Source organism: Novosphingobium sp. PY1 (genome assembly GCF_017312445.1).
In the GTDB taxonomy this organism is placed as follows: Bacteria; Pseudomonadota; Alphaproteobacteria; order Sphingomonadales; family Sphingomonadaceae; genus Novosphingobium.
Map to the genome: position 1 here is coordinate 659852 of NZ_BLTI01000004.1, position 12612 is coordinate 672463.

General features: G+C 61.7%; 13 protein-coding genes. 3 read left to right on the plus strand and 10 right to left on the minus strand.

All coding sequences use genetic code 11. The features are described from left to right. Nucleotides 1-6 precede the first annotated feature (6 nt). The 4 genes from J3474_RS07125 to J3474_RS07140 are packed head-to-tail and all read right to left on the minus strand — an operon-like array spanning nt 7 to nt 3427. Complete coding sequence (locus J3474_RS07125) at nt 7-1014, minus strand: polysaccharide pyruvyl transferase family protein (RefSeq protein ID WP_207093533.1); 1008 nt, start codon at nt 1012-1014, stop codon at nt 7-9. Beyond that, nucleotides 1011-2537, minus strand: a complete 1527-nt coding sequence (locus J3474_RS07130) for a lipopolysaccharide biosynthesis protein (RefSeq protein ID WP_207093534.1) — start codon at nt 2535-2537, stop codon at nt 1011-1013. The genes J3474_RS07125 and J3474_RS07130 overlap by 4 nt, the downstream gene beginning before the upstream one ends. Next, the gene (locus J3474_RS07135; protein ID WP_207093535.1) at nt 2527-3276 is read right to left on the minus strand and encodes a glycosyltransferase family 25 protein; all 750 of its coding nucleotides are present in this window, start codon (nt 3274-3276) and stop codon (nt 2527-2529) included. The genes J3474_RS07130 and J3474_RS07135 overlap by 11 nt, the downstream gene beginning before the upstream one ends. After that, complete coding sequence (locus tag J3474_RS07140) at nt 3269-3427, minus strand: hypothetical protein (RefSeq protein ID WP_158511842.1); 159 nt, start codon at nt 3425-3427, stop codon at nt 3269-3271. The genes J3474_RS07135 and J3474_RS07140 overlap by 8 nt, the downstream gene beginning before the upstream one ends. A gap of 136 nt (nt 3428-3563) precedes the next feature. Between J3474_RS07140 and J3474_RS07145 the strand changes: the two genes are divergently transcribed. Genes J3474_RS07145 through J3474_RS07155 form a run of 3 tightly spaced genes read left to right on the plus strand, consistent with a single transcriptional unit; the run spans nt 3564 to nt 6807 of the window. Further along, entirely contained in the window at nt 3564-4475 is a 912-nt protein-coding gene (locus J3474_RS07145; protein WP_148274935.1) for a glycosyltransferase family 2 protein, read from the plus strand. 17 nt (nt 4476-4492) lie between these two features. Next, on the plus strand, nt 4493-5467 hold the full coding sequence (locus J3474_RS07150; protein WP_207093536.1) for a glycosyltransferase family 2 protein: 975 nt from the start codon (nt 4493-4495) through the stop codon (nt 5465-5467). Beyond that, nucleotides 5464-6807 (plus strand): outer membrane beta-barrel protein, encoded by a 1344-nt coding sequence (locus tag J3474_RS07155; RefSeq protein ID WP_242528228.1) that lies wholly within the window; start codon nt 5464-5466, stop codon nt 6805-6807. Before J3474_RS07150 ends, J3474_RS07155 begins: the two co-directional genes overlap by 4 nt. Nucleotides 6808-6870: 63 nt before the next feature. Here the strand turns inward: J3474_RS07155 and J3474_RS07160 are convergent, their stop codons facing one another. The 6 genes from J3474_RS07160 to J3474_RS07185 all read right to left on the minus strand — a co-directional run bounded on the left by J3474_RS07160 (nt 6871) and on the right by J3474_RS07185 (nt 12403). Continuing rightward, nucleotides 6871-7551: a serine O-acetyltransferase gene (locus J3474_RS07160; protein ID WP_013832131.1), complete on the minus strand. Its 681-nt coding sequence runs from the start codon at nt 7549-7551 to the stop codon at nt 6871-6873. Between the two features lie 5 nt (nt 7552-7556). Further along, nucleotides 7557-8096 (minus strand): polysaccharide biosynthesis/export family protein, encoded by a 540-nt coding sequence (locus J3474_RS07165; protein WP_242528229.1) that lies wholly within the window; start codon nt 8094-8096, stop codon nt 7557-7559. A 65-nt stretch (nt 8097-8161) separates the two neighbouring features. Further along, the gene (locus J3474_RS07170) at nt 8162-9367 is read right to left on the minus strand and encodes a glycosyltransferase (protein WP_308632752.1); all 1206 of its coding nucleotides are present in this window, start codon (nt 9365-9367) and stop codon (nt 8162-8164) included. After that, nucleotides 9367-10545: a glycosyltransferase family 4 protein gene (locus tag J3474_RS07175; RefSeq protein WP_308632753.1), complete on the minus strand. Its 1179-nt coding sequence runs from the start codon at nt 10543-10545 to the stop codon at nt 9367-9369. Before J3474_RS07175 ends, J3474_RS07170 begins: the two co-directional genes overlap by 1 nt. 345 nt (nt 10546-10890) lie before the next feature. Further along, a complete protein-coding gene (locus tag J3474_RS07180) occupies nt 10891-11946 on the minus strand; it encodes a hypothetical protein (protein WP_207093539.1) in 1056 nt (351 codons plus the stop codon). A gap of 262 nt (nt 11947-12208) precedes the next feature. Continuing rightward, entirely contained in the window at nt 12209-12403 is a 195-nt protein-coding gene (locus J3474_RS07185; protein ID WP_041558745.1) for a hypothetical protein, read from the minus strand. Nucleotides 12404-12612 lie beyond the last annotated feature (209 nt).

A 12612-nucleotide genomic window follows, 5' to 3' on the forward strand; every position in this document is an offset into this window, starting at 1 on the left:
GCCGCCTCAGTTGGCGCCCAGATCCGCGCAGGCGAACTCGAAAGCTTCTGCGCGGGTAGTAGCGCTACGGTATCCTTCATAGACGCCGGTCCACTGACGAGCGAAGCCGCTGACCTTGCCGTAGTTGTTGTCCAGCGCGACATGCGGAATGTCGAGCAGTACGCTCAGGATATGCGCGTGAAGTCGGTCGGTCACGACCACGCGGCCGCGCGAAAGCATGGCGAGCCCGCGCTGTACGCGCCGTTCTGCAAGGGCCTGGTAGCGCCGCAGGCGCTTGTCCTGCTCGCCCCGTCCCAGCAGGCGAGCCAGCTTTGCCCGGGCCCTGAGCTGAAGCTTCTCACCTTTGTCCTCGTGGAGCCAGTCCACTTGTTCCACTCCGGCCGGCACCGGCGAGGTGTCTGCGGTGCGTTCATGGTCGGTGCGCAGGAGCGCCAGGATCGGTTCCTGCGAGGCATCACGCTTTTGCGGCCCCATCATCAGGGCGCTGTCGGGTGCGAGCCGCACGTCGCAATCGAACTGGCGCCGGGCGAATTCGAACGAGGCGGCATCGCGCGTCAGCAGCGTGAAGGCGCCGTGCGCTTCGATCGCACGCGCCATCTTCGCCGCCGCGGCTTCGTCGTTGTAGTGGATCGATTGCGGGAGTTGCACGATCGGTCGGCCCGGGAAGCTTTCCAGCAAGTGCAGCCGCAGTTCCTCGTGCTTCATCCAGCTCGTGCCGAAATTACCGCCGCCGTGGATCAGGATCGGACCGTCAGGGCAGGTCTGCCGAAGGTCATCGACGCTGAAGTTGTTCAGAGCAGCGGTATAGGCAGGCGTTCGGCCTTGCGCGCGCAGCCACGTCATTTCTCCGAGCCATATGGCAGAATCCCCGACGTTCGAGTGATCGGGAAAGTCCACCAGGGCCAGCGGCCCGGCCGGTATCGTCTGCGAGAAGACGTTGCCCAGTTCTTCTCCCAGTGCGCGGATCAGGGTCTGGGCGGTAAGTCTTTGTGGCATGCGGGAAAACTCGTTCATCGAAACTTTCGCAAGGTCTTGAGGGCAAGGCCCCGCCAGACCGGGCTGAGAGCGATCACGGTGATGCCATAGACCAGCGCGCCGATCGCCATGTTGAGGAAAAGAACCAACCAGGAGCCGGCCAGTTCCGGCACCCCGGGATGGGCGACGAGCGCGCGGGTGGCGGGCATGGTGAGGTGAAGGACGAGGCCCATCAGCACCGAAGCCGTCAGCGGCTGCCAGATCGCGCTCCAGGTATGGCGCAGGCCGATCCCGGAAACGCGCGCGAGCAGGAAGATCTGAAGGGGCAGGGTCAGGTACGAACGCACGACATAGGCGCAGGCGACCGCGAAGACGCCGTAGGGCGCGGCGATGAGCGTGAAGATCGCCGTGAGGCTGAGCTGGGTCAGCGAGATCGTCAGCAGGCTCCTGCTCGCTCCCAGCGCGCCGAGCGAAGGCGAGGCGAACTGGTTGAGCGTGAAGGGAATGGCCATGAAGGCGAAGACTTGCGCAAGATCGCCTGCGGCGGCCCACTTGTCGCCGAACACGGTGGGGATCGCCAGCGGCGCCAGCACGCCGAAGCCGACCAGCGCGGGAAAGGAGATGATTGCGGCCTTCGAGATCATCCACTGGTAGGCGCGGGCCAGTTCGACCCGATCGTCCTTGACGCGCGCCAGGGTCTGCATGGCGACCGTGGTGAAAGGACGGATCGCGCCGTTGGAGATGATGTCGACGGTGCGCCAGGCCGTGCGGTAGATACCGACCGCGACGACGCCGATGACGTTGCCGATGACCAGCTCCTGCAGGCGCGTCGTGGCGATGTAGACCAGCTGTACCGCAGTGAGGCTGCCGTTGATGCCGAGGTTGCGCTTGAGGATCGACCATTGCCAGTCCCAGCCCGGCTTCCAGCGATAGGCATGGCGCGACAGGATGGTGCTGATAATCTCGGTGAGGATGCGCTGGATCACCAGTGACCACAGGCCGAAGCCGAGCAGGGCGGCGATGATGGCCGTGCCGCCCCCGCCGATGCCGCTGGCGACCGAACGCAGCGCCGTCGTCTTGTGCCCGAACTCGCGCAGGCGCAGCGCCATGTGCGTCTGGCCCAGTGCGGAAATCGGCAGGACGATGCTCAGCACCTGAAGCGGCAGCGCGATCTGCGGCGCATTCATGAAGGCGGCGAAGGGATGGGCCAGCGCGATGATGATGGCGCTTGTCGCCAGCGAGAAGCCCATGTGGCTGCGATAGACGGTGTCGGTAAACGCGCCGGTCAGTTCCGATTCGCGGGCAACGGTCTGGGTCAGGCCGGCCATGCTGATGGTGCGGAACACTTCGGCGAAGATCGCCATGAGCGCGAAGGCGCCGATGTCAGCCCGCGTGAGCAGGCGTGCCAGCAGCACGAAGACGATGAAGGAGAAGACCTGGTCAGAGGCGAAGCGCAGGATCGACCAGCCGATCGAATGCTTGCTCTGCTTGCGCAGCTGCGTGTCGAACCGCGCCCCTTGCGAGGACGCGAAGGAATCCTTGGCGAAAGTGTCACCGGCCACGCAGGACGCTCAGTTTCTTGGCACGAATGCGTTGACGGTCGATCCAGCGCGCAAGGCGCTGGCGCGGGGCGTGGTAGGCAGCGCCGCGCCCCGCGCCGAAACGCTCCGCGCCGATGCCGGAGGGCACGAACTCCTCGACGATCGGGGCTGGAAACAGGGCGTAGTTGCGCACCCCGTGGTCCCACGATCGGTCCATCTGGTCGTCGATCGGGCGGCAGACGGTGGCGCAGGCGTCCATAAAGCGCCGCGCGCCGCTCAGGGTGATCGCATAGCCTTGCGTCCCGTAGGGATGGCCGACCAGCTCGACTACAGAGCGCGAATGCTGCAGGAAATTGCGCCGCACCACGCGGCTGAAGGTAGGCACCTTGGCATAGAGCCGCAGATAGGGGATCGCCTGGGCTTCCAGATCGGTCGCGCAAAGCTGTTCGAGGAAAGCCCAGTCGACGATGACGTCGTCTTCCAGGACGATGCATTGCCGCGTGCCGCTGCGCACCATGCCCTGCCATACGGCGAAGTGGCTGGAATAGCAGCCGCGCTCGCCTTTGGTGAGCTGGCGGCCCTTGTTGCGCTCCACCGCCTGTTCGTCATAGCTCAGGCCTTCGACCAGCTCGGTGCGGGCATCGACGAAGCGCCATGGCACTTTCGCGTCGCGGGCACGGGCCGAGAACGCGGCGCGGCGCTGGTGGGCATCGGTCATCGAGATGACGACAACCGGGCAGGAGGATGCGTTTTCAGCCATTCTGGTTACGCACGATAATCCGCTGGATCGCATTTAACTGGCCGTGCAGGGCATCGTCCAGTTGCGCATTGGAGGTGTCGCGGTGAAGCAAACCGGATTTCACGCTGCAACGCAACAGGGCAAGGGTGGTAAAACTGGCCTGCTGCGCCATGGTGAGGCAAAATAGCGGTTAAGTTGCTGCGAATCGCCGCTTTGCACGCCTTGGCCAGCATTAGGACCGGTTCGTCTTCGCAATTGCGAGACGCGCTTGACCGCATGGAGGGACTGGGCAAGCGTCGTGTGCATTCGTGAATGCCAATACCGGGCATGTTTCAGGGGTAACGATGTCTCCACCATTGATCAGCGTAATCATTCCGGTCTGGAACGGCAGCGACGTGATCGGCCGGTGTCTGACCGCACTGCGCGAGCAAACTCTCCCGGCCGGGCAGTTCGAAGTCATCGTGGTCGATAACGGATCGACGGACAATACGGTGGAGTTGGCGCGCGCCTTTCCGGAAGTCGTGGTCTATACGGAAGATCGCCCAGGCTCGTACGCCGCGCGAAACCGCGGTCTCACGCATGCCCGTGGGCATTACATCGCCTTTACCGATGCCGATTGCCGGCCGGACCCCCATTGGCTGGAAAAGGCATTGGAAGGGGCCGGACGCAACCCCAAGGCCGGTGTCCTGGCAGGGCAGATCTGCCTGTTCGAAGAGGGTGAGTTCTCCAACGCCCTGTTCAGCGATTACGAGCGTCTTTTCAGCTTTCCGCAGGCCTTCGCCCGCCGCGGCAACTGCGCGACGGCCAACTGGATGAGCCGGCGCGAGATCTTCGACAAGCTCGGCGGATTCGACGAGAACCTCAAGTCGGGCGGCGACAGGGCCATGGCGCTGCGTATTCGCGGAGCCGGATATCCGCTCGTCTATGTGCCCGAAATGATCGTCGGGCACCCCGTTCGTGCTACCCGGGAAGAATTAATCCGAAAACGTCGCAGGCTCAGCGGTGGCCGGTGGGACAGAACGCAACCATCGGGAAGACTTGCAAGAGTTCTGGGAGTCACGTTATATGACACAGCAAGACGAATAAGACGCGTCTGGATGGCGCCCGGTCTCACTATTGGCCGGAAGATAGCGTTGATGCGCCTCACTATGGACCTTTCGGTCGTTGCTACTCGTGAATACTGGCGGCTATTTCTTGGCCGTCGATCCGCAAGACAGTGAATTGATCGGGGTTCTGAATGACGTCTCCAAAGTTCTCTGTGGTGTTGCCGCTCTACAACAAGGCCGAACATGTCGCGGCCTCGATCGAGAGTGCGCTCAAGCAGAGCCTGCCACCGTTCGAAGTGATCGTGGTCAACGACTGTTCGACCGATGGCAGCCGCGAAATCGTGGCGGCCATCGATGACGAACGCGTGCGCATCTTCGACCGCGACCGACCCGGGCCGGGTGGCTATGCCGCGCGCAATCTCGCCATTCGTGAGGCGCGGGGCGACTGGATAGCCTTTCTCGATGCCGATGATTTCTGGCACGAGGATCATCTCGAAGTGCTCGCAGGGGCCATCGACAGGGCTCCTGAGGCCGGTGTCGCGGCAACCCGCTTCAACCATGTGTTCGATACACATAGCCAGCCGCAGCGCATCGCCCGATCCTTGGAAAACGGGGCTGTCCTGGACTTCGCGCTGTTCCTCGAAGCCTGGCTGGAAGTGCGGGAATGCCCGATGTGGACCGGAGCGATCGCCTTGCGGCGCGACCTTTTGCTCAATGCTGGCCTCTTTCCGGAAGGGCGGGCCGTGCGCGGCGGCGACAAGGATCTTTGGCTGAGGGCCATGCGCCATTCGGTGTTCACCTACGATTGCCGGTTTACCGCCGACTTCAGCCGCGATTCCACCAACAAGGTCAGCAAGTCGACGAACACGCTTTCGACGCCCTGCCTCATCGATACGGCGCGGGCGATGCTCTCCGGGGCGGAGCCGCGCGAGAAGCGCCTGCTGCGCCTCCTCATCAATCAGGAAATTGCGCATTACACGCGCTATTCGCTCAAGCTGGACAGCCGCATCCGCATTCCCTTGCGCGATGTCGCCTTGCCTGAAGGCTGGGGCACTCTGGCGTTGCTGGCCGTCACCCGCTGGACGCCCGCGTCCTTGCGCAAATCGGCCTACCAGTTGATCAAATCAGTTCGGGCGAAACATATCGGGGCAGGGCAGACCGTATGAACAGAACATCGATGTCCGCGGCCTATGTGATCGCGCGCGCGATTTCGGGGGCGTGTATTCCCGTGGTCGCCTTCGGGGCGACGACCGTCCCGGCGATGGCGCAGAAGTATGACCCGTTCAGCAAACTCGGGACATTGGGCGCCAGCGACAATCCGCTGGACGAGGACCAACCGGAAAGCGTGACCGGACGATCGCGGCCGGAATATGCATCGGTGCCGATCCAGGCGGGCTCGCTGCAGATCATGCCTCAGGTTACGGTCACTTCCGAATTCGACGACAACGTCTATGCCCGGGAAGACGACCGCACCAGCGACGTCAACGTCACCCTTCGCCCGCGCCTGTCGATTTCGCGCCCGTCCGATGGTTTTTCGTGGTCTGTGGCAGGCGAATACGAGGCGACGCGTTTCTTCAAGCTGACTTCGGAAAATACCGACGATTATGCTTTAAAGGGCGGTGTGCAATACCAGGTGGGAAGTACGACCTATTTTCAGGCGAACGTCCTGCATGCGCGCAATTCGGAACAGCGGTCTTCGCCGGACTCGCCAACCGGAATCATTCGGCCCAACCGCTACAAGCTGACCGAAGGTTATGCAGACATCCGGCACAGCTTCAACCGCGTAAGCCTGCAGGCGACGGTCGACTATCAACGCCTGAACTATCGCGACAATTTCAACAATCTTGGCGAAATCGTCGATCAGTCCTTTCGTAATCGCTCGGTCTATACGGGTGGCTTGATCGCACAATATACGATGAGCCCGAGCTTCGCGATCTTCGCTGCCGGGTCTGCCAACAAGCGCGATTATCGGACTCGCATCGGACCGGTTCCGGCACGCGATTCCACCGGATACGAACTGGCGCTGGGGGCGAACTTTGCGGTTGGCAACCTGATGCGCGGAACCCTGCGTGCCGGCTACTTGCGGCAGAATTACAAGGACCCGCTGTTCAGTGATAACAAGGGCCTGCTGCTGCGCGGCGAACTGGCCTACTATGTTACGCCGCTGGTGACCCTGACGGCCAAGATCGACAGGACCGCTAATGAAACCGGTGTGCGCCAGGCGGGCGGTTACGTGAAGACGACCGCAACGCTCCAGGCCGATTACGAATTGAAGCGCAACCTGATCTTCCACCTCGAGGCGGGCAACGAGAACCGCAATTATAACGGTGTCGACCGTACCGACAATCGCTTTACCGGTCAGGTCAAGGCGACCTGGTTGCTGAGTCCGCGCTGGTCCCTGCAGGCCGGTATCAGCCATCGTGGACAAGACAGCTCGGGCCTGGCGAGTGGACGCGATTTCAGCGAAAACCGCGCCTTCGTCAGCATCCTGTTCAAGGGGCTATAGGCAAGGGCGCGGTCCTTCCGGGGCGCACCCGCCAGCGACACTGGCTGTGCGCCTCGGAACCGGTCAGTTTTTCGAGCCGATGGACGTCGCATTGCGACAGCGCCGCAGCAGGTCTTCGGGTACCAGTCGATTGACGTAGCCTTCCGATCCATTTTCCGAGAGCAACTTGCCCGGATTACCGCCGACCACGCCCTTTTCGGGCACGGTCTTGGTGACGACGGCATTCGCGCCGATGGCGCAGTCGTCACCCAGGTGAATATGGCCGATGATCTTCGCCCCGGCCCCGATGAAGACGCGGTCTCCCAGAACCGGCGATCCCGCGCGAGAACCACGGTTGGCCTGGCCCAGCATCATGCCGTGGGTCAGGTTGGCATTGGCGCCGATCACGGCATCCCCGTTGATGTAGATGCCTCCGAACCGGTTGATGAACAGGCCGGGGCCGATCACGGTGTATTCGGGAATGGCAATGCCGTATTTGTAACGACAGCGCAGCAGCATCCACTTGGAAAGCGGATAGAGACCGAAAGCCTTGAAGCGCAGGGTCTTCAGATAGCCGCAAGTGCGCATGTGCACGGTGTACTTGTAGCCCGGCGTGAACAGGAAGTGTCGCAAGAATGCCTTGGCATCCGTGCGCCCGCCGTAGCGATAGAGGTCTGCCGTCAGCAGCAGGCGCAGTTCCCTGAACGTCCGGGCACAACCGCGCTGGTGGTTCTCACTCAGCTTCGCCGGTTGCAGGCGGGACATGTCATTCAAAAGTAGCGCTCCCCGATGCGGATTGTGTCGCCGGGTGCCACGGGAATGCCCGCGGTCAGCTTGTAGGGGTGTTCGTCCTCTTCCCCGGCGCCCTTGATGTAGACGCGCTTTTCGTTCGCGCGGTAGGTGAAGCCGCCGGCCTTGGCGACGGCATCCCTAATGGTTAATCCCAAGGAGTAAGGGTATTCGCCCGGCTTGCCGACTTCGCCCAGGATATAGATCGGACGATAACTGCCGACCTCGACCGCGACACTCGGTTCCGTCACATAGCCGCTGGCGAGTCCGGCGGTGATCGTCTCCTGGATGGCGGATGGCTTGACACCTGCCGCCTTGATGTTGCCGACGAGCGGGAAAGCGATTGTACCTTCCGAGGAAATGACAAAGTCCCCGCTCAGGGCCGGTAGCCCGTAAGTGGTAACCTTGATCGTGTCTCCGGGGGCAAGCTGGAGTTCCACGTCCCTGCTTTCGCGCGGCTTCTCGCCGGCAAGGGTAGGGTGCTGTGCACTGACAGCGGTCAGCGCGAGAGTGAGTGTCAAAGCCTGAAACCACTTTTTGGCCATCGTTCGCCTCATTTTCTGTCTTGTGCTGCTTACGCCGTACTTCAAGAAATCTGACCACTTGCCGCGATCTTGGGGCGATGTGTCGTGACGGATTTGCGCCGGGTAGCTGCCAACCTGTCGATGATCTCCCAATATCTGCCAGTGGTCTGCATAATATCGAACTTGTGTGTAATGGACGCCGCGCTTGCGCCCTTCGCGTCGCGCGTGGCCGGATCGTAAACCAGGCGCAGGGCCTGTGCGAATGCTGACGGGTCATTGGTCGGTACGACCACGCCGGCATCGCACTGTACCATGCCTTCGTTCTCGTCTCGCGGTCTATTGAGGAGGATCTCCGATGGACCGGAAGGACAGTTCGTGGTGACGACGGGCAGGCCGCAGGCCATCGCCTCCACCATTCCATTGGGGAATCCTTCCGCATTCGAGGGCAGGGCGAACAGCGTTGCCCGCTTGAGGACGGCGAATGGGTTGTCGACGAAGCCGGGCAGGTAGACGCGGTCCTGCAGGCCGAGTTCCGCTACCTGGGCTTCCAGCTTCTCGCGCTCCGGTCCTTCGCCAAGGATGACGAGCGAGCAGGGCAGCGTGGACTGGGCGAAAGCATCGACCAGCATCGAGAAGTTCTTGTTGGGTACGAGCCGACCGGTCGCAGCGATATATTCGCCTTTTACAGCGACCGCCGGATCGCCCGCGCCGAGATCCTCGATCAGGTCGTGGTCGACGGGGTTGAAGATGATCGATACCCGGTCTTGCGGGACAGCGAAATTGTCGTGCAGGTCCTGCGCCACGCCATCGGAAACGGCGATGACGTGGTCGGCCTTGGGGTAGGTAAGGCGCAACAGCAGGCGGCTGGCCAGCGAGCGCAGGCGCCCTGCGAAATGGGCAGTGCTGTTTACGCGTTCACTGATGATGCAGGCGGTGCGCAGCCCCCGGGTGGCCACGATATTGCCCACATTGGCGCGCGAAAGGAAGCTGAGCGTCACGTCGGGCCGCATGCGGGCATAGAGGCGGCGCAGCGCCATGATGCTGGGCAGGAACTTGCCGCGGCAGTCGAACTGGATCACGTCTATCCAGTCGGGCACGGCATAGGCGTCCGGCTCCCTGTCAAGCAGGACCAGGGAAATATCGTAACGCTCCCGCCAGGGCGCGGAAGCGCGTAGCAAGGTCGTCATGATTCTCTCCGCCCCGCCACCGGCGAGGGAATTTATCACGAAGACGGCCTTCTTCTTTCGTACGGAACCTGACATCATCATTATTTGGCGGAACGCGAAGCCGATCGAGCGATGCTGACTGTATCGTTGGGAATTGCCGAAACCGACCGATAGAGCGCAGCGGTCTTGAACGCCGCTGCATCCCAGTCGAACCGCTTCTTGACAGTTCGGGAGTCAGAACTCCGCGCCTTGTGATTGGTTGCCAGCAGACCGGAAAGCCGTTCGACATCGCCGACCGGGAAATAGCAGTCTTCGCCAAGCCCAAGATCGCGATTGGCCTCGATGTCGCTAAGCAGCATCGGCGCCTCGCAGGACGCTGCTTCCAGAGCCGCGATCGGCAGGCCTTCATGATAGGAAGGCATCACGAAAAGGGCGCAGTTCTCATAGAGGCACTTGAGCACCGGGCGCGTCTGAAAGCCGAGAAAGCGGATCCGTTCGCTTTCGTGTGCACGAAGTTCTCGCGCATATTCGGAATCGTGGTCGGCATCGCCGGCAATGGCCAGGACCCAGTCAGCGCCGAGTTCTGCCGACTGGAACGCCTCGATAAGGTCATGCAGGCCCTTTTCGGGCACCAGGCGGCCGACGGCGATCGCATACTTCTTGCCAGTAAGGCCAAGCGCGGCATGCACTTCGGCGGAATCTACCCCATCGGAAGGCAACTTGGGCGTGCCGTTGGGGATGTAGGAAACCTTGTGCGCCTGCGAAGGGAAGATCTCGCGCAGGTGGTTGGCCAGGGAGGGCGAAATCGCGATCACGCGATGGGCCCAGATCAATCCCGACCGTTCGCCGACGCGCAGGATCATCTTGGCCATCGCGCCCCATTTTGCACGCTCGTAGTCCGCACCGTGGTGGGTCACGATCACCTTGAGGCCGAGGATGCGCGCAAGCGGCGTCATGAGCGCCGGGCCAATGCCGTGGATGTGAAGGACGTTAGCCTTCTTGAACCAGGCATAAAGCGTCGCGACGAACGTGGCGACGATCGCTTCGAACGAGCGCGAGCGCGGAGCCGGGAGCGGAGTGAGCACGATGCTCTCGAATGTGCGCCGCTCGGCGTCGACATAGGGCGCCCGGCACAGGACATTGATGTCGAAGTCGTTGTTGGCCGACTTGATGCGCGGCAACAATTCCTCGCAGTGACTCTCAATCCCGCCCATGACACGAGGTATCCCTCGAAGGCCGGTAACGAATATCTTCATGGCGTCTGCCCTGTTCGAGTGCATCCACCGCCACAGCTCTATTACCTGAAGTTTAGAGCATCAGACCAAAGACTTACTCCAAAAGGGGTAAGTTAATCCGGTGCGACGACGTTGTTCCAATTTTATTCTCATCGACTCAGTACCAAGTGCTTCAATACTAAGCGGACGATAGCTGTCTGTCGGAGCGAATGATAGCTTGCCTCAAGAGGTACTTGAACGCTTATTGTGCGCTGCAGCAGTCCTCTCGTCGGGTTTTCGCCTCGCTATATCGTACGCCGTCCGAGTTAAGGTAATTTCGCAAGGTAGCTAACAGGCGATACATGACGCTGCCTGTTCGGGGTCGTTTGCCGGATTGTATAACAATCGATTTTAGGCGCGGTTCCGCTTCACCTTGATCTTTTGTGAATCCCGTTCCGGAACCCATGTGATCACCGGCTCGGGGCCCTCGACCCGGATGAGGGGGGCGTCTGGCGCGTCGATCGTCGCATTGCGGATCTCGAGGTGCATCGGTTCCTTGGTTGCGAAGAAAAAGACCGGCGCGGAATTTCCCGGCGATCCTTTGACCACGGGCTGGTCGATGACATAGCGCTTGACGTCGCCGTGGAAGGAGAAGTGCGACTTGCCGCCGGTGCCGCCGTAATGGTGCGGGTCTACGCTTGTGCAGCGCAGGAGTTCGCCGCTGTTCCAGAGGCGGTAATTGCGCTTGTTCGCACGTGCGATGCAGTTTTCGAGGCGCACGTCCGCCGACTTGAGGTCGAAGCCGCCGTCGCTGCAGCCGGTAGCAACGCACGAGATGTAGCGAATGCCATGGTTGCCGCGTTCGTCGGAAAAGCCGTCGCCGTTCCAGTACTTGTCCTTGGCGCGCGAGGCTTCGCGGAAATCGTGCGCTTCCACCCGGGTGTAGGTGATGTCATGGGCGGTGCCGTCGAGCTGGTAACCCACGCAGTAAAGATCGCACCTGGAACTGCCGAAGGCCTTCACGTCCTCGATCGTGCCGTCATGCGAACCGTAGCGGATGCGGGTCATGGTCCGGTCGACCTCGCGGGCCGTGACTGAACGCACGACGAAATTGGTGAGGTTTGCCGGGACACTCTTGTCCGAACTGGTTACTTCCAAAAAGCGGTAGAGATTGTTCGCCGCGCAACTTTCGATGGACAGATTGTCGACCGGCATGCGTACGCGTACGCCGCCATTGCCCAGGTCGAGAAACTTGCAGTTCTGGATGAGCGAATTCGATTGGGCGCGCAGCCCTTCGCCACCATCGCCCTTAACGCCGTCGGCGGCGCGATTGCCCTGGAAGGTCTTGCCGCTGATCACAGTAGATGCGCCCGCTGATGAGGAGCGGGAAAGGACCAGGGCAGTGATCCCCGTCGACGCGGTAATGGCTGTGGTTACGACGTAGCGGCGCGTGAGCTTCGATTGCATCGTGAGTTTCCCGGCGGCCAAGGATGGATGGAGAGGCCGGGGGCTCATGTGTCATGCAGGCAATACCTGCGAGCCCGACCTCGTGCAGCCGGGAAGGTGACGATAGCCTGCCGGGAGCGCAACCCGGGCGACGTCGAGATACGTTAAAAATTGACCAGTTGAAGCAGAGGCGCGGCCAGATGTTGGCTTTCGGGGGGCAGCTCGGCAGCGAACCGCCGATTTGCCTTTTCAGCCGCAGCCGGATCGGTGCACCATGCGGATGTCAGCGACGGTTGCGCAGGGCCTTCCAGCCGGCGGCGATGCCCACGCCGAGAGTCGCAGGAACGGCAACAACAACCAGAACGGCGGCAACCCCCGCAGTCACGACTGCGGAGCCTGCGAGGTGCAGCGCTTCGCCGACGACCTGGTCGGTCGTTCTCGAAGCAGTCGACCTTGTCAGTCCGGTACCCTTGTTCATTGCGACCCTCGCATCCTGCAGTCTCGTTCAGGCTGCAATTCAGCCTTAGTCTGGAACGGACTACCTCCATCTTATTAACACGTTCTTATCATTAGACTATGATGGTGCGGGAATTATCAAGAATTTTCGGGTTCGATCCGGCTGTTTCCGGTGAGCTGATGCACTTCGGGCACGGCACGCCTCTCTGCGCGCCATGCCCGAAGCAGCCT

What these genes read in the sequence shown, in the direction of transcription:
- J3474_RS07140 (WP_158511842.1), bottom strand. Translation starts at nt 3,427, where the DNA reads ATGGCGCAGCAGGCCAGTTTTACCACCCTTGCCCTGTTGCGTTGCAGC.
- J3474_RS07170 (WP_308632752.1), bottom strand. Translation starts at nt 9,367, where the DNA reads ATGATGATGTCAGGTTCCGTACGAAAGAAGAAGGCCGTCTTCGTGATA.
- J3474_RS07160 (WP_013832131.1), bottom strand. Translation starts at nt 7,551, where the DNA reads ATGTCCCGCCTGCAACCGGCGAAGCTGAGTGAGAACCACCAGCGCGGT.
- J3474_RS07135 (WP_207093535.1), bottom strand. Translation starts at nt 3,276, where the DNA reads ATGGCTGAAAACGCATCCTCCTGCCCGGTTGTCGTCATCTCGATGACC.
- J3474_RS07175 (WP_308632753.1), bottom strand. Translation starts at nt 10,545, where the DNA reads ATGCACTCGAACAGGGCAGACGCCATGAAGATATTCGTTACCGGCCTT.
- J3474_RS07125 (WP_207093533.1), bottom strand. Translation starts at nt 1,014, where the DNA reads ATGAACGAGTTTTCCCGCATGCCACAAAGACTTACCGCCCAGACCCTG.
- J3474_RS07180 (WP_207093539.1), bottom strand. Translation starts at nt 11,946, where the DNA reads ATGCAATCGAAGCTCACGCGCCGCTACGTCGTAACCACAGCCATTACC.
- J3474_RS07155 (WP_242528228.1), top strand. Translation starts at nt 5,464, where the DNA reads ATGAACAGAACATCGATGTCCGCGGCCTATGTGATCGCGCGCGCGATT.
- J3474_RS07185 (WP_041558745.1), bottom strand. Translation starts at nt 12,403, where the DNA reads ATGAACAAGGGTACCGGACTGACAAGGTCGACTGCTTCGAGAACGACC.
- J3474_RS07150 (WP_207093536.1), top strand. Translation starts at nt 4,493, where the DNA reads ATGACGTCTCCAAAGTTCTCTGTGGTGTTGCCGCTCTACAACAAGGCC.